Source organism: Collinsella aerofaciens (assembly GCF_041537385.1).
Taxonomy (GTDB): domain Bacteria; phylum Actinomycetota; class Coriobacteriia; order Coriobacteriales; family Coriobacteriaceae; genus Collinsella; species Collinsella aerofaciens_BV.
The window spans coordinates 1-26,138 of sequence record NZ_JBGORS010000011.1; the positions used below are offsets into that span (position 1 = coordinate 1).

The following is a 26,138-nucleotide window of genomic DNA, read 5'->3' on the forward strand; positions in this document are numbered from 1 at the left end:
GTATCTCGGGCAATTTGTCTCACATAGTAGCTGTGTTTTATAACCCTCGTTTGTCGCATCTTCTGTGAACGGGCTACAATAACTTAGTCTGTGCGATATGGAGGTGAACATGGCTGAAGCTGGTATCGGCGTTGATATCGTCGAGATTTCCCGCATGAAATCAATTCTTGAAAAGACGCCGTCGTTTGCTCGGCGTGTGTTTACCGAAGAAGAGCGCGCGTATTGCGATGCATCATCGCGTCCCGCTGCTCACTATGCGAGCCGCTTTGCCTCGCGTGAGGCGGTGCTTAAAGCTCTCGGCACGGGTTTTAGTCAAGGCGTGGGTCGCAAGGATGTTTCGGTAACGCGTGATAAACTCGGCAAACCGAAGGCTCTGCTTTCTGGTCGTGCTCTCGAAATCGCCCAGGATTTGGGTGTTGTCGAGGTCGCTCTTTCTATTACCCTTACGGGTGACTTGGCTGTCGCTAATGCCATTGCAATCACCGAGGATGCTCGACCTAAGCCTAAGGAAGAAAAAGTGAGCAACAAGAAACGCGTTGCGCAGACATTTAAAGAGGCTCGCTCTGTTTTATATGAGCTTGAGCAGCTGCAGAATTCAGCATTGACGGAGCACCTGGGCGATGCTTCGCAAGATACGCTAGGAGCATAGATGAAACCGGTTTTGAGTACCGAAGAAGTCGTTCGTCTCGAGGATATCATCGAACGCGAAGGGACTTCGAAGGCCGAGCTTATGGAGCTAGCGGGTGAGTTTGCCGCCAACGAGGTCTTGAAGCTCAATCCCGATCGGGTTCTCGTTCTGGTCGGTTTTGGTAATAATGGCGGCGACGGTTGGGTTGCCGCCGATATCCTGAGTCACAAGGGTGTGGACGTGGATATCGTTTCTCCGGTTGAGCCGGATGAGATTCCTGCCGCTCTGGCACGTCATGTTGCTCGTCGAACTGCCGGTCGCGATGTGCATGTTTGCGTCGGTCCCTCGCGTGACGAACTCGAGGTTTTGATCGATAAGGCGGATGTTGTTGTCGATGCCATTTTTGGTACCGGTTTCCACGGGAATCTGCGTGCGCCGTTCTCCATTTGGATTCCTACGGTCAATGAATGCGCCGATTGTGTCGTATCCATTGATGTCCCCTCGGGCCTGAATGCCGAGACGGGCGTTGTTGATGACAACTGCATTCGTGCCGAGCGCACGGTGACGATGATTGCGCCCAAGATTGGTCTGTATAGCGCTGATGGCCCTGAGTATGCTGGCGATTTGATCTGCGGCAATCTTTACGACCGTCTTGACGAAGTCATCGATGATGTTGACCACGCCGCCGAGATTGTCGAGCCCGGTGACTTAGTTGATTACTTTGCTCCGCTACCATCGAATATCGATAAGTATTCCCGTGGCTCTGTGCTTATTGTCGCCGGATCTGCGCAATATCCTGGTGCTGCCATTATGGCGGCCAAGTCTGCAGCTCGCGCGGGTGCTGGTTACGTGGCAGTTGCGGCTCCTGATGCCTGCGCCAATCTCATTCGCATGGCACTTCCTTCGATTCCCGTCTTTGCTATTCCGTCTGATTCCCGCGGCTCCTTTGGCGCCGCTGCGCGCATGACGGTGTGCGAGATCGCAAAGAAGTACAGCTGCGTGCTGTGCGGTCCCGGTATGACGACGTCTGCCGGCGCTATGCAGGTGGTTTCGGGCTTGCTCGAGCTTGATGTACCGCTTATTTTGGACGCCGATGCACTCAACTGCCTTGCTAAGATTGCCATTGACGGTATTGATAGTAACCCCGAGATGTATCGTCGCGAGCAGCCGTTGGTTATGACGCCGCACTATCGTGAGCTTTCGCGTCTGGTTGCCGGTGACGAGGTGAACGACCTTGGTACCGCGATTGCAGCCGCGCAGAAGGTTGTCTGGGCTGCAGGCTCCGACAATCTGGTGGTCATAGCCAAGGGGCCGACGACGGCTATCTGTGGCGTTGAGCGCGTGTTGCTGCCACTCTCGGGTCCGGCTTCTCTGGCAACTGCCGGTTCTGGTGATGTTCTCGCGGGTATTTTGGCCGGCACGCTTGCCACCATGCGCGACGAGATGGATCGTTGGGAGCTGCTGTGTTCGTACGCCGTCGCACTTCACAGCTACGCCGGTTTTGCTGCGGCGACGGAGTATGGTGAGAAGAGCGTTATCGCGACCGATCTTATCGACTTGATCGGTCCTGTCATGGAGCTGGCGGCAAAGGATGCGCTCGAAGATCTGGGAATCATGGACGAAGGGTCGGATGACTAATCATGAATAAAGCCGATTTGACGCGCTGGTCCTGGGTCGAGATCGACCGCGGGGCGCTCCGTCGCAACACGAGGGCCTATAAGAACTTGTTGAATCCGCGTCAGCGCCTGTGCTGCGTGGTCAAGGCCGATGCTTATGGTCATGGAGCTGTTGAGTGTGCCAAGATCATGTATTCGGCCGGTGCCGACATGTTTGCCGTGGCGACGGTCAACGAGGGCGTTGGGCTCCGTCAGGGCGGGATTACTAAGCCCATCCTGATTCTAAGCGAGCCGCCTATCGAGGCTATTCCGACGTTGCTCGAGTTCGATATCATGCCCTCGGTCTATACGTCCGACTTTGCTCTTGCGTATGGCGAGTGCGCTGTTGCGGCGGGCAAGGTGGGCAAATACCATCTGGCCATCGAGACGGGCATGAATCGTATCGGCGTTCACTATACGCAGGTGCTCGACTTTGTGCGCGGCATTAGTTTCCATCGCGGCATTCAGTGCGACGGCGTATTTACGCACTTCGCCACGGCCGATGAGCCTTCGGGCTGGGACTACAAGCTGCAGTGCCAGCGCTTTACCGAGGCCGTTCAGGCCATTAAGGATGCGGGTTTCGAGTGCGGTATCGTGCACTGCGCCAACACGCCGTCCTCGATGCTCGACCCTTCGATGCATTTTGATATGATTCGTGCCGGCGTTGGCTTGTATGGCATGCAGCCGTGCGAGCTGAGCGGCCATGTGATGCAGCTCGATCCCGTTATGAGCGTCCATGCGCGCGTGACGCGCGTGGCACACCCTGCGATGGGTGAGGGCGTGGGCTACGGTTTTACCTACCGCGTACCGCGTACGCGCGTTCAGATCTGTACGCTGCCGATTGGATATGCCGACGGCCTATCGCGTACGCTTTCCAATCGTATGGATGTGCTGTATCGCGGCGAGCGCGTGCGTCAGGTTGGCAATATCTGCATGGACCAGTTTATGGTCGCCATCCAGTCCAATCCGGCGCATGAGATTCCCGAGGCAGAGTATGGCGACGAGATGATCATTGTCGGCCGCGATGGCGATGCCGAGATCACTATGGACGAGATGGCCCGACTGCGCGGCACGATTAACTACGAGGTCGCCTGCGGCTTTGGTATGCGTCTCGACAAGGTCTACGTGTAGGAGTCGCTATGGGCGTCATGCACATCCCCGGCCATAGCCATCAGGCGCCGCGTGAGGTCGCGCTCGAGGAGATCGAGGCCGTTCTGGGCGATTGTCACCTTTGCCAGCTTTACCAGTCGCGCCATAACATCGTGTTTGGCGTGGGAAACCCCCACGCTCGCGTGATGTTTATTGGCGAGGCGCCGGGCCGCAATGAGGATTTGCAGGGCGAGCCCTTTGTGGGGGCGGCAGGCGAGGACCTCAACGGCATTTTGTCCCTTGCAGGTCTTAAGCGCGAGGACGTCTATATCGCCAACGTGCTTAAGTGCCGCCCGCCGGGAAACCGCAATCCGCGTCCCGAGGAAGTGCTGGCTTGCTCGCCGTTTTTGCGTGAGCAGATTCGAAGCATCTGGCCCGATATTATTGTGACGCTCGGCAACCCCGCGACACACTTTGTGCTAAAGACCGAGATTGGCATTACTAAGCTGCGCGGCAGGTTCCACCAGATGGGGCATTTTGTGGTAATGCCCACGTTCCATCCGGCAGCAGCGCTGCGCAATCCGGCGTGGCAGGAGCTGCTGGAGGAAGACTTTAAGATGCTGGGCGACTATCTGGAGCGACATCCCGCGCCAGAGGACGCCTCGGAATAATAAGGAGCATATATGTCCCTGGAGCGCCTGGGGGTAGGTACTTACAAAACGACTTGCGCTGCCGATACGGAGTACTTTGGCGAGCTAATTGCACCGTGCCTTGAGGACGGCGATGTGCTCATCCTGACCGGTGGCCTGGGAGTGGGCAAAACTCACTTTACCAAGGGCGTCTCGCGCGGGCTGGGCGATGGGCATATGGTTACGAGCCCTACGTTCGCGCTCATGGCCGTTCACGATCAAGGTCGTATTCCGCTGTTTCACTTTGATCTATACCGCCTGGAGCATGCCTACGAGCTCGAGGATACGGGTATTTTCGATGTGCTGGGCTATGAGGGTGCTTGCCTGCTGGAATGGGGCGAACAATTCCAGGACGAGCTGACGGATGAGTATCTTTCGGTGACGCTCAAGCGTGATGAGGGCGACAGCGATGTGCGGACGATAACGCTCGAGGCGCACGGTAACCGCGCAATGGAGCTTTCCCATTTGATTGATAAGGCTGTACAAGATGAGCTTGCATAACGAAAGCGCGCTGGTGGTGGCGCTCGATACTTCGACCGACATGCTTGCCTGCGCGGCAAGCTGGATTGATGGGCAGACGGGCGAGACGAAGCTCGTGAGTGGCGACCACATGTGTCGCCGTCACGCCAACGTTGAGCTCGTGAATACCGTTGATGGCGTGCTGGCTCAAGCCGGTCTGGATCGCAGCGATGTTGGTTGCTACGTGGTCGGCCGCGGCCCGGGGTCGTTTACGGGTGTGCGCATCGGCATCTCCACCGCCAAGGGCCTCGCGCGCGGTGCCAACGTTCCGCTGCTGGGCGTGTCGACGCTCGACGCTTGTGCTTGGACGGCGTGGAAGGCTGGCGTGCGTGGCAAGCTTGGTATCTTGGCCGATGCTATGCGCGGTGAGGTATATCCGGCGCTGTATATGCTGGTCGATGAGGGTCCCGAGCGTCAATTTGAGCGCGAACACGTGGTCAAGGCCGCCGTGGCGCTCGATGAGTGGCGCCGAGCAGCGGACTGGGACCAGGTTCAGCTGACCGGTGACGGTCTCGTGCGCTATGGCAAGCTGCTGGGTGAGGACGAGACCGCCCGCTGCGTGGAGCGCGACCTGTGGTGGCCTTCGGGCGAGGGCTTGCTGCTCGCGCACGCTGCGGGTGACGGCGATCCGGCCCGCGTCCTGCCGATTTACACGCGCCTTTCGGATGCCGAGGAAAACGAGCGCAAGCGTCTTGGCCTTGCCGAGAGTGCGCACAGCGAAATTACGGGCGTTGCCGATGAGCTCGCCGGTCGTCATCTGCAGTTTCGTCCCATGGGCGCGGCGGATGCCGAGGGCGCGAGCGCGCTGGAGGCCGCCTGCTTTGAAGGTGCCGGACACGAGGCGTGGACGCCGGGCATGTTCCTGTCCGAGCTGGGCGAGGACGTCGCTGCGCCGCGTAGTTGGTGGGTGGCACACGACGACGGCAAGCTGCTGGGCCTTGCCGGCGGTATGGTCGTGGACGGTGATGTGCAGATTCTGGATGTCGCCGTCGACCCGGCACATCGCCGTGAGGGCATTGCCCGCAAGCTGCTGTCGCATGTGAGCTATGATGCCCAGATGCTCGGCTGCACCACGGCTTCGCTCGAGGTCGAGGATGGCAACGAGGGAGCGATCGCGCTTTATAACGCTCTGGGCTTTACCGAGGCAGGACGGCGCCGCGGCTACTATGGTGCCGGCAAGGATGCCATCGTCATGACGGCTCCGCTGCCCCTGGTGCTTCCGGTCGATAACGCCTCGCCCGAGCCGACGGCAGCCGAGCAGCGCGTATGGCCGCTGCCTGCGCCTAGGCGCTCCGAGGGGGAGCGTGCCGAAATTGAGCGCCGCCGCCTAGTGCTTGCCATCGAGAGTTCCTGCGACGAGACGGCCGTGGCGATTATCGATGCGGATGGCAATATGCTGGCCAACCAGGTGTCGACGCAAATTGATTTTCATGCCCGCTTTGGCGGCGTGGTGCCCGAGATCGCCTCGCGCAAACACGTTGAGGTGATTGTGAGTGTCGTGGATGCGGCGCTTGAGGATGCCGCAGCATCGCTTGGTCTTGAGGGTGGAGCCATCGCGCCGAGCGAACTCGCCGCTGTTGGCGTGACACAGGGTCCGGGCCTGGTGGGCGCTCTGGTAGTGGGCGTCGCCTTCGCCAAGGGCTTTGCCTATGCCGCCGGTAAACCGCTCGTGTGCGTCAACCATCTGGAGGGGCACCTGTTTGCCAACCTGCTGGCGCAGCCCGACCTCAAGCCGCCGTTTATCTTCACGCTCGTCTCGGGCGGTCATACCATGCTTGTTCACGTGAAGGCATGGGGCGACTACGAGGTACTTGGTGAGACACTCGACGATGCTGTGGGCGAGGCCTTCGACAAGGTAGCCAAGGCGTTGGGTCTGGGCTATCCCGGTGGCCCCATCATCTCCAAGCTGGCCGAGACGGGCAATCCCAAGGCGATCGATTTTCCTCGCGCGCTCAACAGCAGGGGAGACTATCGTTTCTCGCTTTCGGGGCTTAAAACGGCCGTGACGCTCTACATTGAACAGGAGACCAAGGCCGGGCGCACGATTCACCTGCCCGATCTGGCAGCTTCGTTTGAGGCAGCTGTCTTTGACGTGCAGTACAAGAAGGCCAAAAACGCACTGCACGCTACCGGATGCAAGGAATACTGCATCGGTGGCGGCGTCTCGGCCAACCCGCATCTGCGCGAGATGATGATCAAGAAGCTTGGACGTCAGGGGATTCGCGTAACGGTGCCGCCCTTGTCTGCCTGTACCGATAACGCAGCCATGATCGCGGAGGTCGCTCGCCGTAAATTCGACCGAGGTGAAATCTCGCCGTTCGACGTCGACGCCGATCCAAACATGACGCTGTAGTCGTACGGGTGCGGTCCCCGACGCTGCCCGGGCGCCAGCGGCCGCATATGAACTTTCCTGCTCTACAGTCCTGCTCACGACGGAGGCCACATTAAGTGGCCTCCTGTTCGTGCGGAACTCGCGATAAAGTTCATATGCGGCCGCTGGCGCCCGGGCAGCGCCGGGGACCTTTCTGTATCGATATAGCTTCTGAGCTGGATCGGCGTCGACAACGTCCAGCAAGGTTAACAAGCCAGCGTCGAATTTCCGGCGTGCTTTAGCTGAAAGAAAAGATGGCATGCGGAGCTTTGCTCCGCATTTGGGATGGAAGCCCCTCGGGAGCGAGCGGGCGTATACAAGGTTTATCGCGAGTTCCGCACGAGCCGGAGAGCACTTAATGTGCTCTCCGTGCGAGCAGGACTGTAGAGCAGGAAACCTTGTATACGCCCGCTCGCTCCCGAGGGGCATCTCTCATGCAAAAACTTTTGTTGGGTAAAGTTCGAGGTCAGTGGCGTTTTATACCGAGAAATTCAAAAAAGTTGAAAATTCATTACATATTTGCGTTGACTTTAGGTAACTAAAGTTTCATACTGCTTTTCATCCACTGGGGGATGCGAACACGCACGGATCGTTCGCATCATGATTGAAGAGGATTTCTTAGACATGTTCACGCATCAGCTAAACATTATCAGCGTAGTAATTATCTGATGCGGGTTAGCACATACAGCTAGCCCGTACGATAACGGGCGGCTGATGAAGATGAGGGCCGTCGAGCGCAACCGACGGCCCTCATTTTTTATGTCTAGGAAGTTCTTTTTAGAGGAGGAAATGTAATGAACGGAGTTTTGCTCATGGTTGTGGCCGCGGCGGTGCTCGCCTGCGGCTATCTGGGCTACGGCCGCTGGCTGGCCAACAAGTGGGGCGTTGACAAAGAGGCCCTCACGCCGGCCAAGCGCATGAAGGACGGCAAGAGCTTCTCGCCCGTCTCCGCCTTTACCACGTTCTCGCACCAGTTCAGCTCGATCTGCGGTGCTGGCCCTGTCACGGGTACGATCGTCGCCATGGCCTTTGGCTGGCTGCCCGTCGTGCTCTGGGTCCTCGTCGGCGGCATCTTCTTTGGCGCCGTCCACGACTTTGGTGCTCTGTACGCTTCGATAAAGAACAACGGCAAGTCGCTCGCTCAGCTCATCGAGAAGTACATCGGCAAGACCGGCCGTCGCCTGTTCCTGCTGTTCTGCTGGCTGTTCTGCATCATCGTCATCGCCGCTTTCACCGACATGGTCTGCAAGACGTTCATGTTCACCCCGGCCGTTGACGCTTCTGGTGCTGCTACCGGTGCTATCGACTTCACCAAGTCCTATGCCGCTGGCTGCGCTGGCACCATCTCCATCCTGTTCACCTTCGTCGCTATCGCCTTTGGTTGGGCCCAGAAGAAGTTCAACCTCACCGGCGCTGCCGAGTTCGTCACCGGCGTGGTCCTCATGGTTCTCATGTTCGCCGTCGGTATGCAGTTCCCGGTCTACCTGGATAAGTTCCAGTGGTTCGCCGTCGTCATGGTCTACCTGGTCTTTGCCGGTGCCATGCCCATCCAGATGCTCAAGACCCCTCGCGACTACCTCACTTCCATCATGATGATCGTCATGATCGTTTGCGCTGTCCTCGGCATCGTCGTCCTGGGCGTCAACGGTCAGGCCACTATCACCGCTCCGGTCTTCACCGGTTTCTCCACTGCCTCCGGCATGATGTTCCCGGTCCTGTTTGTCTCCGTTGCCTGCGGTGCTCTCTCCGGTTTCCACAGCCTCGTTTCTTCTGGTACCTCCTCCAAGCAGGTCGAGAAGGAGCAGGACGCCGTCAAGGTCGGTTATGGCGCCATGATCGTCGAGTCCTTCGTCGGCATCCTTGCCATCATCGTCGCCGGCATCATGTTCTCCGACATGAACACCGCCGGTACCGGCGCCCTCAACGCCGGCGTCGCTTCCACCCCGTTCCAGATCTTCGCCGCTGGCATCTCCCGCGGTATGCAGGCCTTCGGTGTTGACGGCACGCTCGCTACCGTCTTCATGACCATGAACGTTTCCGCTCTGGCCCTGACCTCGCTCGATGCTGTCGCCCGCATCGCCCGCACCTCGTTCTCCGAGTTCTTTGCCCAGACCAACGACGCCCTGGCCATCGAGTCCAAGGCCGGCTACATGAAGGTTCTCGGCAACCCCTGGTTCGCCACGGTCGTCACCCTGCTTCCCGGTCTCGCCCTTGCCTTTGGTGGCTATGCCAACATCTGGCCGCTCTTTGGTGCTTCCAACCAGCTGCTCGGCGGTATGACCATGATTACCCTCGCCGTGTTCTGCAAGTGCACCGGCCGCAAGGGCTGGATGCTCTACGTGCCCGTCGCCTTCCTGCTCTGCTGCACCTTCACCTCGCTGGTCCAGAGCGCCATGGGCTGCATGACCGCTGTCCAGGCTTACGGCTTCTTCGGCACCATCCCGGCTACCGCCACCACGGCCGCCGTCTCCGTCGCCGCCACCAAGGGCCTGCAGCTCGTTTTCGCCGTCCTGCTGATGGTCCTGGGCCTCATCGTCGCCGTCAACTGCCTCAAGGAGTTCTTCGGCAAGGAGGCCGGCTCCATGCCTGACGAGGAGCCCGAGTGGTCCGAGATGGGCAAGGCCGAGTACGGTCGCGCCGCTGCCGCTGAAGCTCCTGCCGACGCCGAGGCCGCCAAGGCCTAGTCGGTCGGACGGGTTGAATCTCCCATCTATTTGACTCGGAAAGACCGGGTCCGCAATCAAGCGGACCCGGTCTTTTTTCTTGTGAGAGCAGGTGGTGCAAGGGCGTTCTCGCAGATGTTTTGCGTGGATAGGCTCGTGCGTTGTACCATATGGACGTATATGTGTGCATATGAAAGGGGCCCCGTGGCCAAGACGGTATATTCCGATAATCAAAACAATGTCGATGCTTTGGCTGAGCGCCTGAGCAGCCAGACGTCGCTTTCTGCTGAGCGTGCCAAGCTGGTTGCCTACGACCTGCTTTGCCGCAAGGCGCTCAAGATTAAGTCGAGTGCGCTGGCGCAGATTTTCCGCTCCGTCGATAAGGAATGCGACACCAAGGCGATGCGCGATGAGCTTATCGCGGCAAATATCGTGACCAAGATCGAGGGTAGCGGCATTAACGGACGCCCGGCGTTCTATACCATCAATGTCGAGATCCGCGATGCCCAGGAGCAGCCTGCCGAGTCCGTCGAAGATATTGTCGTCGAGGATTCCGCTGACGCGCCTGCTGTGGAAGAAGTTGCTCCGCGTGAGCATGTCGATACCGATGAGTTGCTCGATGAGAACGTCGTGCGCGCCTTTACGGCCAAGGCAGGACGCGGCGGTTTTGGCGGGGGTGGCAAGCGCGATGCGCAGCGCCGCGCCCAGCAGGAGCGCTTCCGTCGCGCCGTTGCTCAAAAGGGTGAGACGGATGCCGAGGCTGTTGAGAACGAGGTTGCTGCCGAGTCGCAGAAGCCCGCGAAGGAGCAAAAGCCCGTGGAGGCCCAGGAGCACCAGCGTCGCCGTGGTGCCCACTTTAAGGCTGCGCAGCAGGATGTCGCGCATGAGGTCGAAGAGCCTTCCGAGGCTGCAGACGATGTTGAGGAGTCTGCCAAGAAGGCTCCGGGTTCATGCCGTCCCGGACGTGGTTTTGCGAGGCGCGCGTATCCCGTAAGGCGTCAGGAGAAGGGCGAGCCGGCTTCGACCACTCAGGACAAGAAGGCCGAACAAACCGAGAAAACCGTTGAGCCGGCGGCTCGCGAACAGAAGCCTGTTGAGCCGCAGTTTGAGGTTGATGCCGAGGCCAAGGGCGAGCAGCCTACTGATGAGCAGACGGAGCAGGGCGCGTCGAGCAAGCCTCGCCGCCGTCGCCATCGCGGGGGCCGCAGTTCCCATGCCGAGACTGCAGCCGAGAAGACCACGCCGCAGGACGAGGATGCGAAGGCCGAGGTTTCTTCGGGGCAGCCTAAGCGCCAGCCGGCGAAGGAGAGCAAGTCCGATCGTCCGCAGAAGCAGGCGTCTATGCCGAAGCGCGAGCGCAATTCCCAAGGCGATTCTAAGCGCAAGTCTCAGAAGAAGCCGGAGTCTGCCGCAGCAGATGCTGCTGCCCAGCAGTCCGAGTCGGCCGTCCGCGGCGAGGTATCGGCGTTTGCCCTTGCCCGCGTTTTAGGCAGGCAGCTGCTCAAAGTTGTCCCTACGCCTACGGCGCTCTCTAAGATCAAGGAGCAGCAGACACAGATCGTAAAGGTCGAGGGCAAGGACGGCAAAAAGGCTCCGCAGCGCACTCAGCACAACGAGATGTCCAACCGCAAGATTGCCGAAGAGATTGCAATCATCCAGGCTTGGATCGAGCAGAACCGAGGTGCCGATACGCCGGTTGCCTCGCGCCGCCAGCGTGCCTACCAGATTTTTAACGACGAGAAGGCTTTTGACGGCAAGCACGGTGAGCGCCTGATAAGGCGCATGACCGAAAAGGGCATCAGCATGCAGGCGATTAAGGTCGCCCCCAACCGCCCCGTGCACTTTACGGGTTTCTTTACGCTGGGCGCCGACAAGCCGTTCATTATGGTTGAGAACCTGGATACCTACGACGAGATCGTCAAGCTGCTGCGTGGCCGCAAGCACGCCAAGCTCTTTGGCATCAAGGTGGGCGGCGTGATTTTTGGCGGCGGATGCAAGGCGAGCGTCTCGCATGCCCTGGACGATTATCTGGCCGAGATCGGCTATCGCTTTAACTACGTCTACTACGTGGGCGATATCGACCGCGAGGGCGCGCGCATCGTCGAGCAGGCTCGCAATGCCAATGTGGTTGAGATTCGCCTGCATGCCGGCATGTACCGCGCCATGCTCGCCGAGCACAAGCGTCGCGTGAAGGCCGGCGGAGAGTGCGAGCCCGCGGCTGCCAACCAGGGCGTGCCGCAGAACTTGGCGGCGACGATCAAGGATCTGCCCATGGTCACGCGTGTGCAGTTCCGCAATGTGCTACGTGAAGGCGGGCGCATTCCGCAGGAGATTCTGATGACCGCCGACTATCGGGATGGCGACTCGGGAAGCTTCGACCGCATGCTGAACAACTAAATTCCGCCGTTCTACCGAACGGCGGACTTCTTGACGCTGCGAGGGGTCCTGGCACGGCAATCTGACGTTCAACTTCGGCGGCGCGACCAGAAGGTCGGCGCCGCCTTGTTTCACGTCACCTTGCCATACCAGGACCCCTCTCGCTGTCACGTCCAAAACATCAAGGCACGTGGCCTTCTTTGCGTGCGGGACTCGCGACAAACTTAATGCCCGGCCCGTCGGGGCCACACGGCACGTTGCAGAAGGCGGCTCGCTTTTCGGAACGGGGCCGATAGGCGTGCCTCAAAAAAATCTACCCCAGTCGCTGTGCAGTGTGTCTATAAAGAGCCGTGGCCAAAAAACATCAAATATGAGTACTGATACTCTTTTAGTAGCAGTAATTTTGACCACGTTTAAGGTGATTTGACGTGTCGATCGAGCAGATAAGCTGCCGTATCTCCTCAAGTGTTCATTAAAGGAAGGCCTTGATGCGAATAAATCTCATTAAGATCTTCTTTTATTAACGAAAATAATGTAGCTACAACGGTAACAGTACTCATATTTGCCGTTTTTTGGCCACAGTCCTTCGGAGGGTCCTCGAAAATAGTCCCGAGCCGGCACTTTAGGAACGTCCCCAAGTGCCGACACCGCGTCTGCCTGCGGCGGCCGCGCGCCGCTGCGTCGCTCCGCATCCTTGCGGGTTCGGATCCCTCCGCTTGGCGGCGTTGGCTCGATTTGCTTGACGTGAGGGGCTCTTGGCTGGTGTGGGACGGAGGGATTCCGCGTCCGCCTGGTCGGCGGCCGCGCCCCGCTGCGTCGCTTCGCTCCTTGCGTGCTGCGCTGGAAAACGCTTCGCGTTTCCTCAGCTCCGCACCCTTGCGGGTTCGAATTCCTCCGCTTGCCCACAAGAAAGCGCCCTGGGCCGTTATGGGCTTAGGGCGCTCAGTTTTAATGGCTGGGACGGAGGGATTCGAACCCCCAACAGCCGGCACCAAAAACCGGAGTTCTACCGTTGAACTACGTCCCAATGTGTGGTGTTGCCCAAAAGCAACTCGTCTAGTTTACCTAATCTGCGAGGGCATCGCAAACGCCGTCGAGTAGGCGTACGGCGAGCGTCTGCGCGTCGCTGGCCGTGAAGGTGCCGTTGTAGCGCGTCATGCCCGTGAGCTCAATGCGAATGCGAGCCGGCTTCTGCTGCGCGGCGACATTGGCGGTGCGGATGCGCTGGGCCAGGTTGTGGCACTCGGCGAGGGCGATCGTGGCGCGTGGCGCGGCGTCGGCGGGCAGCTCGTCGCTTGCGATCTCGAGCACCAGGTCAACGTCGGTTGGGACCTCGGAGTCGCAGAGCATCATGCCGCTGTTGTCGGTCGTTGCCGTGGCGATATTCCACATGCGCGACGCAACACTGCGCGCGATGGGGTCCTCGCCGATAACGGCAATCTGGAAGCGCTCGAGCACGTTGGCGGCGCGAGCAAAACCGATGCGGGACTCGGCTTCGGTGACCGAGGGCTTGCCCTCCCACACATGGTGCAGGCGGTTGATGTAGGCGTAGGTGTCCTGGAAGGCCATGCCGTCGGCAAACAGGCCGACATTTTCCTGGAACTGCTGCAGGGCGGCCTCGGTATGCGGACCAAAGTAGCCGTCGTCCTCGCCGCAGGCAAAGCCCAAAACGTTGAGAGCGCGCTGCAGGGCCTGCACATCGGCGCCATGGAAATTGGGCATGCGCAGATACAGAGTGCGGTCGCCCAGCTTATACGAGGCGTCGACCAGGGCGCTCCAACAGGGGATATCGACGGCATGACCGGCAGCAAGGCCGCTGTCGAGCCTGAAGGTGCTGACGGCCTGCTCGGTGGTGGTGCCAAAGCGCTTGTCGGCAACCTCGGTGTCATCGATTGTATAGTCGAGCTGCAGAAGGCGGGACTGGACGTCCTCGACGGCTGCTCCCTGCATGCCCGTTGTAATAGGTTCCATGAACGAACCCCTTTCGGCGTACCATTCGTACTATTTGAGCGTGTGTCGGATAGACAACGCAAAGGGATGCATAAACATGCACTCAACAGTGTAGCAAGTTGTACCCAAATACGCTGCTGACAGGTTTTATAACCCCCGCTAGTTAAGGCGCTCCACAAAGAAATCTGCCATGGAGAGGAACAGTTCACGTGCATGCGGGTCGAGCGAAACGTCCTCGATGGCCGCTTTGGCCTTGGCGGTCAGGTCGAGCGCATAAGTGTGGGCGTAATCGATAGAGCCGGTCTCCTGGAAGATCTCCACGGCGCGTGCGAGTTGCGCGGGGTCCTCGGTGCCCGAGGAAAGGATCGCTTCAATCTCGTCGTGATAGCGCTCATCAGACAGGGCGTGCACGGCAACGAGCGTGCGCTTACCCTCGGTGATGTCGGTGCGGAAGTCCTTGTTGGCGGCCTCCTTGGTGCCGATCAAGTTGAGCAGGTCGTCTTGAATTTGGAAGGCAAGGCCCGTGTGCAGGCCAAAGGCGCGCAGCGCCTCAATTTGCTCCTCGCTGCCTCCGCCAATGATGGCTCCGGTGGCAAGCGGCGTGGCTCCGCTGTAGTACGCGGTCTTGTGCGTCGCCATGTCCAGATAATCGTCGACCGAGATGTCAAAGCGCCCGTCGCGGACCCAGCCCAGGTCGAGCGCCTGGCCCTCGATGGTACGGACTATCATCTCGGTAAGCTCGTGGAGCACGCGAAGCTTCACGTCTGCGTTGAGTGTGGGGTCGTCGAGAACCGTCTTGGTGACCATGGTGAGCGCCAGGTCACCGCAGTTGATGGCAAGACCGGTGCCCTCGGTAAGGTGCATGCAGGGCTTGCCGCGACGAATCTGCCCGTTGTCGGCGATGTCGTCGTGGATGAGTGCGCCCGACTGAAAGTGCTCGATGGCCGCCGCTGCGCTGCGGGCGCTCTCAAAGCTGCCGCCCACCGCGGTGGCGGCGAGCATGCAGATGAGCGGGCGGTGGCGTTTACCGGCGTTGGCCGTAAATGCCGAGAGCGGGGTATACAGGTAGCGCTCGATATCGGCGGAAGTCGCCTGTCCGTCAAAGAACGTGGCCAGATAGTCGTTAATCTGGTCAAAGTGCTGGGCTAAAAAGCTGGTAAACGGACTGGACACGGGTTCTCGCATTCTTTGATAGGTTGCATCGTTGCATTATGCAGACAACATATTGCCACATTAGGGCGTCGAGCGCGGCGGTTGAAGACGATTGGTCCATGCGGCCGCAAGTGCGGTAGGGGCTTGGCTAGATAAGCCCAAAGTGTTCGAGCGCGGTGACGACGCCGTCGTGGTCGATGCTGTCGGTGACATAGTCGGCCTTTTCCTTAAGGAAGTCCGGTGCGTTGCCCATAGCGATGCCAACGTCGACGGCGTTCATCAGCGAGACGTCATTGCTGGCGTCGCCGATGCCGTATACGGTTCCGTGGTGGGGATCGAGGGCGTCGAGTACAGACTGGATGCCCCCGCGCTTCGTGCATTCGCGGGGCGAGATTTCGGTTACCTCGAGTTCGAGCTCGTTAAAGCAGAGCAGCGGCTCAAACGCTTGATCCTGAGCGATGCGGTTGGCAAGCGACGTGGACATTAAGATCTTGTAGGCGCTGTAATGTTGCAGCTGCGTAATTGCATCGCCCACGGTGCGGGCGTATCCGGGGGCGTCGGGCGCATCGGCACTCATGCGAACGACGCCATTGAGTCCCTCAAAACGAATCACTTCGTCCGATTGCTCAAGAATGGGAGCAAGGCGCTGCAGCATGCCGGGCGTCATCGCCAAATCGCGAATCACGCGTCCCTCAAGTTCGACATAGCCACCCGCGAGGCAGACGATGCCGGTCCAGGGCAGCTCGAGCAGCTTTGGATGGATGCAGCTCAGCGTGCGCCCTGTGCAGATAAACGCCATATTGCCCTTGGCAACAAAATCACGGATGGCTTGCGAGACCGCTTCATTGGGATAGGGGGAGAGGTCTCGCTCATCCTCGGGAAGCTCTTGTGCCACTCGAGGGTCTTGCCAGGCGAGCGTGCCGTCGATGTCGAAGAAGCAGATATCGCCGCGCTTATGGGCTGCGCTGGCGGCAGGGGAGGCCGAGGTGGTGGGCACAAATCCCGGCTCGAGGCCCATGATCTGGTCAAAATGCTCTTTAACGCGGGGAACGGAGATGCCGATAATCACCTGGGCGGTCTTGCCCGTAATGATGAGGCCCTTGGCGCCCACCGCGACAAACGACGCATTATCTGCAACGATGGAAGGGTCTGCGACCTCGACGCGCAGGCGCGTGGCGCAGTTGGTTGCGCCCACGATATTGCCAACGCCACCTAAAAGCTGAATTACCCGCTCAGCGAGGACGTGATCTTGATCGGATTGAATACTGACCTCGCCATTGGGAGATTGCTCTTTGGCAAAGCCGCTTCCCGTTAAACGGTCGATTGCCGCGCGATTGGAGGCATGATCCTCGCGGCCCGGCGTCTTAAGGTCATAGACCAAGATGAGTGCTCGAAAACTAACAAAAAAGATGAGGCTAAAGGCAAGACCGATACCGAGCGCCAAAAGGTAGGAGCCGGCATGCATTCGCATGAGTGGGATGAAGTTGAAGGCCGTCATTTCCATGAGACCGCCCGAGAAGATGCCGACGATGCCAAAGAAGTTCATGGTCATGGCAAGGCAGGAGGATAGGACGGCGTAGAGCAAAAAGAGTCCAGGATAGGTGAACATAAAGAGAAACTCGAGCGGCTCGGTGACACCGCAGACCACCGAGGCGACGATGGCGGGCAAAAGGATGACCTTAAGGCCGGCGCGGCGTTCGGGTTTGGCGGTGAAATAGAATGCTGCCGCGATGGCGGGAAGGCCAAAGAGCTTGCCCCAGCCGGTGGCGGTAAAACCTGCCCAGGGCGCAAGTTCATTTAAAGGGCGCGTGCTATGGGAGAGAATGGGGAGCAGGTTGGTCCACGTGGCGTAAATACCGTCGTGAATGACCAGATTGTCGTAATAGATGGGCATATAGAGAAGGTGGTGCAGCCCCATGGGCTCGAGTGCTCGCTCCAAAAACACAAAGATGCCCACGCCGAAGGGGCCGACGCCCGCAAGTGCGTGGCGCAGCGTTTCGGTCACAGCGTATGCGAAGGGCACGATGGCGGCCGAGATGGCGGCAAGGGCAAACACGGCAAAAAAGCTGATGAGGTAGACCAGCGAGGAACCCGAGAAGGTGCCGAGCCAATCGGGAACCTTGGCATCGTAGAAGCGGTCATGGATGGCGACGACGGTTGCCGATACCGCCAGCGGGCCGATAATGCCGGTGTCGAGCGTCTTGATGCCGTCGATGACGGTGATACCGCTGGCGGGGGTCAAAGATGATGGGTACTTAAGCCCAAGGTTGTCTCCGCTCAGCTTAATGATCTCGCTCAAAAAGAAGCAATAGGCAAAATAGGCCACGAGCGCCTCGAGGCAGCAGCGTGCCGGTTGCTTTTGGGCAAGACCGATAGGCAGCGCTACGGCAAAAAGGAGCGGGAGACGTTTAAAGACCGTCCACGAGCCGCGCTGGATGATGGTCCAGAAAACGTACCAAGGGGTTCCGTATACGGCGAGGTCACCGACGATGTCTACGGTCGTGGCGAGGGCGGAGATGCCGACCATGAGGCCTGATATAGAAAACAGCATGGCGGGCGCGAACATCGCCCCGCCAAAGCGTTGGATTTTTTGCAGCATAATATGCCTTCCGGATGCAACATGCTGTGCGAGCAAGAACGTTTAAACAATGAACTCATTGTAGAGGACTGGCTGCTTGCCGCATTGACGGTTTTGATTCGGTCCGATTTGGGTTTCGGGGGAACCGTCGACGGTAAATAATCCGTGCTTTACCGATAATCGGTTTAAACAACCCAAAGAAATGCTATCGTGCCTAACCATACATATTCATTAGAGGTGAAGTCATGCCAAAAGCGATATACGAAGGAATCTACCGAGAAATACGCTCACGCATCATTAATGGGACCTATGCGTTTCAGGAGATGCTGCCAACCGAAGCTGAGTTGACCGCGGAGTTCGGATGTACTCGCAATACTGTCCGTCGCGCCTTGGGTATGCTGGCCGACGGGATGTTTGTGCAGCCCATACACGGCAAGGGCGTGCGCGTTATTTGGCTTAAGGGCGAAACCGACATGTTGGGCGCACTCGAAGAGGTTGAGTCGTTTGGCGAGTTCGCAAAACGCAACAATGCCGTCGCATCGACCGAGGTCAAGTCTTTTGAACATTTGATTTGCACTGAGCAACTGTCGCGCCGCCTTGGCTTTAAGGTGGGCGAGGAGCTGATTCGCGTCGTGCGTGTCCGAAGCCTCAACGGCAGCGCGCGCCAGGTGGACCATGGCTACTTTTTGGAGTCGATCGCCAAGGGCCTGACCCCCGAGATTGCGGCAAGCTCTATCTACGACTATCTGGAGCACAAGCGTGGCGTCAAAGTGATGGCGAGCCGCCGTACGGTGAGCGTCGAGCTTGCCAACGATGAGGACTGCAGCTACTTGGACCTTGGCAAGTACAACTGCGTCGCCGTTATGGAGAGCCAGTCGTACACCTCGGACGGCATCTTGTTCGAGGTCACGCATGCCCGCACGCATCCTGAGATCTTCCACTACCGCGTCAACTCCAAGCGATAGCCGGCTAGCTCGCAGCCTGACGAGACTCATGCCCTCAAAGAGAAAACGCCCGGTCAAACCGACGATGCATCGGCTTGACCGGGCGTTTTCTCTGCATTCGATAACAAATAATTGTTCATACAAAACTTGTCAAGTATCAAGTCGAAATTACCGTTCACCGAAGTTTTTCTACCGCTCTAGTAATACTTGTTCAAACAACTAGCCAAATAGCGTATTGTACAAATCAGCAAAAGGGGCAAAGTCCCCGAGCCAATCTCCGAAGGCGGCGGCAAAGGGTGCCGCCACGGTGTGAAAGGGTGGATTGTAATGAAGAACGAAATGAGCAGAAGGCAGTTCCTGGGCTTTGCTGGTTCCGCGGCTGCGGTTCTTGGTCTGGGCCTCGTGGGCTGCGGTGGTTCTGCCGGCTCTGGCTCCTCTGCTTCTGGTGACGCTGCCGAGGTCTACTTCCTCCAGTTCAAGCCCGAGGTCGACAAGGAGTGGAAGGAGATCGCCAAGGCGTACAAGAAGGAGAAGGGCGTCGAGGTCAAGATCGTGACCGCCGCCTCCAACACCTACGAGGAGAAGCTCAAGTCCGAGATGTCCAAGAGCTCCGCTCCGACGCTGTTCCAGGTCAACGGCCCCACCGGTCTTAAGAACTGGAAGGATTACTGCGCCGATCTGTCCGACACCAAGCTCCGCGGCGAGCTCATCGACGACTCCCTGGCTCTGCAGTCCGATGGCAAGGATCTGGGTATCGACTGGGTTCAGGAGAGCTACGGCATCATCTACAACAAGGAGCTCCTCGAGAAGGCTGGCTACAAGGCCGAGGACATCAACTCCTTCGACAAGCTGAAGGCTTGCGCCGATGACATCCAGGCCCGCAAGGACGAGCTCGGCGTTGACGGTGCCTTCACTTCCGCCGGCATGGATGACTCCTCCAGCTGGCGCTACACCACCCACCTCGCCAACCTCCCGCTCTACTACGAGTTCGAGAAGGAGCACAACCAGGAGGACGACGAGATCAAGGGCGAGTATCTCGACAACTTTAAGCAGATCTTCGACCTGTATATCACCGACTCCACCTGCGATCCTTCGCAGCTCGCCTCCAAGACCGGTGACGACGCCACCAATGAGTTCGCAACCGGCAAGGCCGTCTTCTACCAGAACGGCTCTTGGGCCTACGCCGACCTCACCAAGGCCGGTATGACCGACGACCAGCTCGGCATGCTGCCGATCTACATCGGCGTCGACGGCGAGGAGAACCAGGGCCTGTGCTCCGGCGGCGAGAACTACTGGTGCGTCAGCTCCCAGGCTTCCGAGGATGCCCAGAAGGCCACCGAGGACTTCATGTATTGGTGCGTCACTTCTGACACCGCCACCAGCATCATCGCTGACAAGATGGGTCTGACCGCCCCGTTCAAGAGCGCTAAGGAGACCACCAACGTCTTCTCTCAGCAGGCCGTTGCTATGGCCAAGGACGGCAAGAAGACCGTCGCTTGGGACTTCGTTTACATCCCCTCCGAGGAGTGGAAGAAGAACCTCAAGCAGGCTCTCATCGCTTATGCTGCCGACAACACCAAGTGGGACGGCGTCAAGAACGCCTTCGTCGATGGCTGGAAGACCGAGAAGGCTGCTTCCGAGTAAGCAGTTGCTGCCCAAGCTATCTGATTAGCGACAGGGGGCGGGCAGACGTAGGTTTGCCCGCCCCCTGCATATTGAAAGGACCCTTCTATGGGCAAAGCACTCAAGCGCTGGTGGCCGCTCTTTATGCTGCCCACGTGCCTGGCGTTTATGATCGGGTTCGTGATTCCCTTTATCCAGGGTTTCTATCTCTCGTTCTGCCAGTTTATTACCATCAATAACGCGCACTTTGTCGGTATCGAGAACTACGTGCGCGCACTGACCGACCCGCAGTTCTCCACGTCGTTCTTCTTTACCGTGGCGTTTGCCTTCCTGTCGACGGTGCTCATCAACGTGATCGCGCTGGCCATTGCGCAGGCGCTCACTCGCAAGGCGCTCAAGGGCACCAACATCTTCCGTACGATTTTCTTTATGCCTAACCTGATTGGCGGCATTGTACTGGGTTACATTTGGCAGATTCTGATCAACTGCCTGCTCTCCAACGTGGGTGCCCAGCTTATCGCCCTCAACTCCGCCGCTGGCTTCTGGGGCCTTATCATCCTGACCCTGTGGCAACAGGTCGGCTACATGATGATCATCTACATCGCCGGTCTGCAGTCCATTCCGTCTGATTACATCGAGGCCGCCAAGGTCGACGGCGCTACGGCATGGCAGACGTTTTGGAAGGTTAAGATCCCCAACCTGATGCCGACCATCACCATCTGCCTGTTCCTGTCCATCACCAACGGCTTTAAGCTGTTCGACCAGAACCTCGCCCTTACCGGTGGTGCCCCGGCGCACTCCACCGAGATGCTCGCCCTGAACATCTACAACACGTTCTATTCGCGTGCTGGCATCGCATGGCAGGGCATCGGTCAGGCCAAGGCAGTTATCTTCTGCATCCTGGTTGTCGCTATTTCTATGATCCAGCTTAAGGCCACGAGGTCCAAGGAGGTGCAGCAGTAATGAAACGCGATAAGGTTATCAACCGCGCGCTCTCGATTTTCTTTACGATTCTGTCGCTCGCGTGGATCTATCCCGTGTTCATGATTGCGCTCAATTCCTTTAAAAAGGCAACTGCAATCAGCACCACCACGGCATTCGATCTGCTCACGCCCGAGACGTTCAACGGCCTCGCAAACTACATGCACGCCCTTAACGAGCAGGGCTTTGCCTCGGCGTTTATGTACTCGCTCATCATCACAGTCACGTCGGTCGTGCTGATTCTGGTGTGCTGCTCCATGTGCGCTTGGTACGTGGTGCGCGTCAACAGCAAGATCTCGAACTTCTTCTATTACCTGTTCGTCTTCTCGATGGTTGTACCGTTCCAGATGCTCATGTTCACGCTGTCCAATTTGGCGGACCGCATCGGCTTTAACACGCCGTTCAACATCTGCTTCATCTACCTTGGTTTTGGCGCGGGCCTCGCGGTCTTTATGTTCGCCGGCTTCGTCAAGAACATCCCGCTCGAGATTGAGGAAGCGGCCATGATCGACGGCTGCAACCCGGTCCAGGTGTTCTTTAAGATCGTCCTTCCCATTATGAAGCCCACCTATCTTTCGGTCGGTATCCTTGAGACCATGTGGGTCTGGAACGACTATCTGCTGCCCTACCTTACGCTCGACTCCACCAAGTACAAGACCATTCCTATCTTGATCCAGTACTTCCGTGGCGGCTATGGCCACGTCGAGCTCGGCCCCATGATGGCATGCATCATGATGGTCGTTATCCCCATCGTCATCATGTACATCTTCTGCCAGAAGTACATCATTGACGGCGTTGTGGCAGGTGCCGTCAAAGGCTGACGCCGTAACTGTTTTGCAAGTTTTGGCGGCGCCCCTCAGCGCGGCGCCGCGTATCGAAAGGTAAAGACATGGCCGAGATCGTTCTCAAACATGTTCAGAAGGTGTATCCCAACAACGAGTCAAAAAAGAAGGGCTTCTTTGGCAAAAAGAAGAAGACCGAGGAGAAGAAGCACAACCTTAAGGTTACCGAGGACGGTGTGCTCGCTGTAGAGGACTTCAACCTCACCGTTCACGACCAGGAGTTCATCGTCCTCGTTGGCCCCTCTGGCTGCGGTAAGTCCACGACGATGCGCATGATCGCCGGCCTGGAGGACATCACCTCGGGCGATGTGCTCATCGATGGCAAGCGCGTCAACGACGTCGCTCCTAAGGACCGCGACATCGCCATGGTGTTCCAGAGCTATGCTCTGTATCCCAATATGACGGTGTACGAGAACATGGCGTTTACGCTCGAGCTCAAGAAGGTCCCCAAGGACGAGATCGACCGTAAGGTTCGCTCCGCTGCTGAGATCCTGGGTATTACCGAGTACCTCGACCGTAAGCCCAAGGCGCTTTCGGGCGGCCAGCGCCAGCGCGTCGCCATCGGCCGCGCCATCGTGCGTGACCCCAAGGTCTTCCTGATGGATGAGCCGCTGTCCAACCTGGATGCCAAGCTTCGTAACCAGATGCGTGCCGAGCTCATTAAGCTGCGCCACGAGATCAAGGGCACGTTCATCTACGTTACCCACGACCAGACCGAGGCTATGACCCTCGGCGATCGCATCGTGGTCATGAAGGACGGCGTCGTCCAGCAGATCGCCACCCCGCAGGAGGTCTTCAACCATCCCGCGAACATCTTCGTCGCCGGCTTTATCGGCGTGCCGCAGATGAACTTCTTCGATGCCCAGCTGGTGCGCTCGGGCAACGGCTTTACCGTCAAGACCGAGGATATGAACGTGGCGCTCGCCCCCGAGACCTGCGCTCAGCTTGCCCTCAACTGGGACGGCGGCGACGTGAAGGAGATCACGGCCGGCGTGCGCCCCGAGCAGATTCTGCTTGCCGACAAGGGCGAGGAGGGTGCGCTCCAGGGCACCGTCGAGGTGACCGAGCTCATGGGTTCGACCGAGCATGTCCACGTGACTGCTCCCGATGGCCAGTTCGTCCTGATCATTCCCGTTGTCGACCTTGAGGCCAAGGGTGCGCTCAAGGCGGGCGACCCCATCTGGTTCAAGTTCGAGAAGAACGCGACCCACCTCTTCGATAAGGTCTCTGGCAAGAACCTTATCTAGGCCCGATCCAATCAGGCCCTCCTTTTGGGCGACTGCGGCTTTGCCATCCTTTTGCCGTGGTCACATATAAGGCTCCCCTCCCGTCCACTGGGCGAGAGGGGAGCCTTTCTTTGTGTTGGGGCTTTCCGTCTGTCAGTTTGTCTTGATCTGTAACAGGTAGGGCCGATTTCGGACGTTAGATGTTACAGATCGAGACGGTTCCGCTGTGCCAACCATTTCATCTAAATCTGTAACACCAAAGGCGAATTACACCTGCTAGATGTTACAGATTGAGATAAACCCAAGGGGAGGGGCCGGTATGTCTCAATCTGCAACGGCTGGGACCGTTTTGGTTGAGTAATTGCTACGGATCGAGATTGTTTGGCCGAGTCGGATCACAGGGTAACGTGCGGGCACAAAAAACGGAGCCGTGTTGCCACGACTCCGTTTCTCAAGAGGATGGGTAAGGGGAATGAGCTAGCTCAGGTGCCAGATCTCGTCGTTGTATTGGGAGATGGTGCGGTCGGACGAGAAGGTGCCGGCGTTGGCGATATTGATGAGCGCCTTGCGCATCCAAGCGTCCTGGTCCTCGTAGTCGGCCAGCACGCGCTCCTTGGTCTGGATGTACTCCTCAATGTCGAGCAGGGCCATAAACCAGTCCTTGCCCTTAATGTCGTCGTGCAGGCGCTGCAGGCGCTCGGCGTTGCCGGTCGCCATAAAGGCCGGGTTGGTGATGAAGTCCACCAGCAGTTTAATGCCGGGCTTGCGGTAGAGCACACCGGCGTCATAGGTGCCGTCGGCGTAGAGCTGCTCGACCTGTTTGGACGAGGCACCAAAGGTATAGATGTTCTCGTCGCCCACGAGCTCGGCAATCTCCACGTTGGCACCGTCGAGCGTGCACAGGGTTAGGGCGCCGTTGAGCATGAACTTCATGTTGGAGGTGCCGCTCGCCTCCTTGGAGGCCAGGCTGATCTGCTCGGAGATGTCGGCGGCGGGGATCACGCGCTCGGCGGCGGTGACGTTGTAGTTCTCGATCATGACAACCTGCAGGTAGGGAGCCACGTCGGGGTCGTTTGCAATCCACTGCGACAGCGTCAGGATCAGATGGATGATGTCCTGCGCGATAGTGTAGGCAGGGGCCGCCTTGCCGCCAAAGATGATGGTGACGGGGTGCTTAGGCTTATTGCCGTTCTTGATGTCGAGATACTTCCAGATGATGTAGAGCGCGAGCATCTGCTGGCGCTTGTACTCGTGGATACGCTTGACCTGAACATCGATGATGGCGTTGGACGGGATAGTCACGCCTTGCTCGAGCGCCATGAACTGGCGCATGATGGCCTTGGCCTCGGTCTTGGTGGCGGCCAGGCGCTCAAGAACGTCCTTGTCGTCGGCGAACTTGGCGAGTTTGCTCAGATCGCCGGTGCTGCGCCAGTCGGTGCCGATTACATCGTCGAGCAGGCTGGCGAGCGCGGGGTTGGCCCCATGGATCCAGCGGCGGAAGGTGATGCCGTTGGTCTTGTTGGAGAACTTCTCGGGATAGATCTCGTAGAACGGATGAAGCTCGGTGTCCTCCAGGATCTTGGTGTGGAGGGCGGCTACGCCGTTGATGGAGAAGCCAAAGTGGATGTCCATGTGGGCCATGTGGACGGTGTCGTATTCGTCGATGATGGCGACGCGCGGGTCATCGTGATCGGCCTTCGCGATCTCATCGAGCTTGACGATAATGTCGGCGATGGCAGGGGAGACCTTCTGCAGGCTGGCGAGCGGCCACTTCTCGAGCGCCTCGGCAAGAATCGTGTGGTTAGTGTAGGCGACCATGGAGCGTACGATGGTCACGGCCTCATCAAACTCGATGCCATGCTCGGTGGTGAGCAAGCGAACGAGCTCGGGGATGACCATGGTGGGGTGCGTGTCGTTAATTTGGACCACGGCGTAGTCGGCCAGATCGTGCAGGTTGCTGCCGCGCTCGATGGCCTCGTCGATCAGGAGCTGGGCGGCGTTGCTCACCATGAAGTATTCCTGGTAGATGCGAAGCAGGCGGCCCTGCTCGTCGGAATCGTCGGGGTAGAGGAACAAGGTGAGGTTCTTGGCGATCTCGGTCTTGTCGAAGTCGATGGAGCTGCCGGGGACCAGGCCGTCGTCGACGCTCGCCAGGTCGAACAGGCGCAGGCGGTTCTTGGTGGGCTGGCCGTAACCGGGCACGTCGATGTTGACGAGTTTGGAGGTAACGGCAAAATCGCCGAACTCGACGGTGTAGGAGCGGTCATCGTCGACTAGGATGTCCTGCTCACCGAGCCACTCGTCGGGGACGGCCTTCTGCTGGTTGTCGACAAAGCGCTGACGGAACAGACCGTAGTGATAGTTGAGGCCCACGCCATCGCCGGTCAAGCCCAGCGTGGCGATGGAATCCAGGAAGCACGCGGCCAGGCGGCCCAGGCCGCCGTTGCCGAGCGACGGCTCGACCTCGAACTCCTCGATCTTGTTGAGGTCGTGGCCTGCGGCGGTGAGCTGGTCCTTAACCTCGTCGTAGATGCCGAGGTCGATCATGTTGTTGATGAGCAGCTTGCCGATCAAAAATTCGGCGGAAATGTAATAGAGCTTTTTCTTGCCGTTGTTGAGCGGGCAGGCGGCGGAGCGCTCCTGCACGAGTTTGACCAGCAGCTTGTAAATGCGGCGGTCGTCGAGCTGCTCGAGCGAGGTGCCAAAAGACTGCTCGGCGAGTTCCATGAGGTTAATTTGGGGCATGTTTTCTCCTGTGATGGGTTGTTTCATGTCTGCAATTCATAAGAAGCCCGCGCGAGGGGATTGGGGTGGCCTCGCGCGGGAAAAGCAAGCGCGTCCGCACGGTGGGG

General features: G+C 58.7%; 17 protein-coding genes and 1 tRNA gene. 13 read left to right on the forward strand and 5 right to left on the reverse strand.

Features of this window, described 5'->3' with window-relative positions:
* The first annotated feature begins 109 nt into the window (after positions 1-109).
* The 8 genes from acpS (at position 110) to ACEG18_RS09425 (ending at position 12,011) form a co-directional block, all read left to right on the forward strand.
* Positions 110-649, forward strand: coding sequence for a holo-ACP synthase (gene acpS / locus ACEG18_RS09390; protein ID WP_372542515.1), 540 nt, complete (start codon positions 110-112; stop codon positions 647-649).
* Positions 650-2,266 carry an NAD(P)H-hydrate dehydratase gene (locus ACEG18_RS09395; protein ID WP_372542517.1) on the forward strand — a complete coding sequence of 539 codons (1,617 nt, stop codon included), beginning with the start codon at positions 650-652 and terminating at the stop codon, positions 2,264-2,266.
* Positions 2,267-2,268: 2 nt separating this feature from the next.
* Entirely contained in the window at positions 2,269-3,414 is a 1,146-nt protein-coding gene (gene alr, locus ACEG18_RS09400) for an alanine racemase (RefSeq protein WP_372542519.1), read from the forward strand.
* A gap of 8 nt (positions 3,415-3,422) precedes the next feature.
* Complete coding sequence (locus ACEG18_RS09405) at positions 3,423-4,043, forward strand: uracil-DNA glycosylase (protein WP_089573671.1); 621 nt, start codon at positions 3,423-3,425, stop codon at positions 4,041-4,043.
* Between the two features lie 12 nt (positions 4,044-4,055).
* Positions 4,056-4,562 carry a tRNA (adenosine(37)-N6)-threonylcarbamoyltransferase complex ATPase subunit type 1 TsaE gene (gene tsaE, locus ACEG18_RS09410; protein ID WP_372542521.1) on the forward strand — a complete coding sequence of 169 codons (507 nt, stop codon included), beginning with the start codon at positions 4,056-4,058 and terminating at the stop codon, positions 4,560-4,562.
* Complete coding sequence (gene tsaD, locus ACEG18_RS09415; protein WP_372542523.1) at positions 4,549-6,933, forward strand: tRNA (adenosine(37)-N6)-threonylcarbamoyltransferase complex transferase subunit TsaD; 2,385 nt, start codon at positions 4,549-4,551, stop codon at positions 6,931-6,933. The genes tsaE and tsaD overlap by 14 nt, the downstream gene beginning before the upstream one ends.
* 812 nt (positions 6,934-7,745) lie before the next feature.
* Entirely contained in the window at positions 7,746-9,635 is a 1,890-nt protein-coding gene (locus ACEG18_RS09420) for a carbon starvation CstA family protein (protein WP_372542524.1), read from the forward strand.
* Positions 9,636-9,818: 183 nt separating this feature from the next.
* Positions 9,819-12,011, forward strand: coding sequence for a hypothetical protein (locus ACEG18_RS09425; RefSeq protein WP_372542526.1), 2,193 nt, complete (start codon positions 9,819-9,821; stop codon positions 12,009-12,011).
* Positions 12,012-12,942: 931 nt separating this feature from the next.
* On the opposite strand, the gene ACEG18_RS09430 is transcribed toward ACEG18_RS09425, so the two are convergent.
* The 4 genes from ACEG18_RS09430 to ACEG18_RS09445 form a co-directional block, all read right to left on the reverse strand.
* Positions 12,943-13,017 (reverse strand) — tRNA-Gln (locus ACEG18_RS09430).
* Between the two features lie 38 nt (positions 13,018-13,055).
* The gene (locus ACEG18_RS09435; RefSeq protein WP_372542528.1) at positions 13,056-13,961 is read right to left on the reverse strand and encodes a peptidoglycan-binding domain-containing protein; all 906 of its coding nucleotides are present in this window, start codon (positions 13,959-13,961) and stop codon (positions 13,056-13,058) included.
* Between the two features lie 138 nt (positions 13,962-14,099).
* The gene (locus tag ACEG18_RS09440) at positions 14,100-15,113 is read right to left on the reverse strand and encodes a polyprenyl synthetase family protein (protein WP_372542530.1); all 1,014 of its coding nucleotides are present in this window, start codon (positions 15,111-15,113) and stop codon (positions 14,100-14,102) included.
* A gap of 127 nt (positions 15,114-15,240) precedes the next feature.
* The gene (locus ACEG18_RS09445) at positions 15,241-17,691 is read right to left on the reverse strand and encodes a PTS transporter subunit EIIC (RefSeq protein WP_372542532.1); all 2,451 of its coding nucleotides are present in this window, start codon (positions 17,689-17,691) and stop codon (positions 15,241-15,243) included.
* A 224-nt stretch (positions 17,692-17,915) separates the two neighbouring features.
* Here ACEG18_RS09445 and ACEG18_RS09450 point away from each other — a divergent pair, with 224 nt between their 5' ends.
* The 5 genes from ACEG18_RS09450 to ACEG18_RS09470 all read left to right on the forward strand — a co-directional run bounded on the left by ACEG18_RS09450 (position 17,916) and on the right by ACEG18_RS09470 (position 23,307).
* Complete coding sequence (locus tag ACEG18_RS09450) at positions 17,916-18,635, forward strand: GntR family transcriptional regulator (RefSeq protein WP_099432302.1); 720 nt, start codon at positions 17,916-17,918, stop codon at positions 18,633-18,635.
* 306 nt (positions 18,636-18,941) lie between these two features.
* Positions 18,942-20,258, forward strand: a complete 1,317-nt coding sequence (locus tag ACEG18_RS09455) for an ABC transporter substrate-binding protein (protein WP_055252173.1) — start codon at positions 18,942-18,944, stop codon at positions 20,256-20,258.
* Positions 20,259-20,345: 87 nt separating this feature from the next.
* Entirely contained in the window at positions 20,346-21,200 is an 855-nt protein-coding gene (locus ACEG18_RS09460; protein WP_099432301.1) for a carbohydrate ABC transporter permease, read from the forward strand.
* Positions 21,200-22,039, forward strand: a complete 840-nt coding sequence (locus ACEG18_RS09465) for a carbohydrate ABC transporter permease (protein WP_099432300.1) — start codon at positions 21,200-21,202, stop codon at positions 22,037-22,039. Before ACEG18_RS09460 ends, ACEG18_RS09465 begins: the two co-directional genes overlap by 1 nt.
* A gap of 68 nt (positions 22,040-22,107) precedes the next feature.
* Positions 22,108-23,307: an ABC transporter ATP-binding protein gene (locus ACEG18_RS09470; protein WP_372542535.1), complete on the forward strand. Its 1,200-nt coding sequence runs from the start codon at positions 22,108-22,110 to the stop codon at positions 23,305-23,307.
* Between the two features lie 456 nt (positions 23,308-23,763).
* Here the strand turns inward: ACEG18_RS09470 and glgP are convergent, their stop codons facing one another.
* On the reverse strand, positions 23,764-26,031 hold the full coding sequence (gene glgP / locus ACEG18_RS09475) for a glycogen/starch/alpha-glucan family phosphorylase (protein WP_372542537.1): 2,268 nt from the start codon (positions 26,029-26,031) through the stop codon (positions 23,764-23,766).
* Positions 26,032-26,138 lie beyond the last annotated feature (107 nt).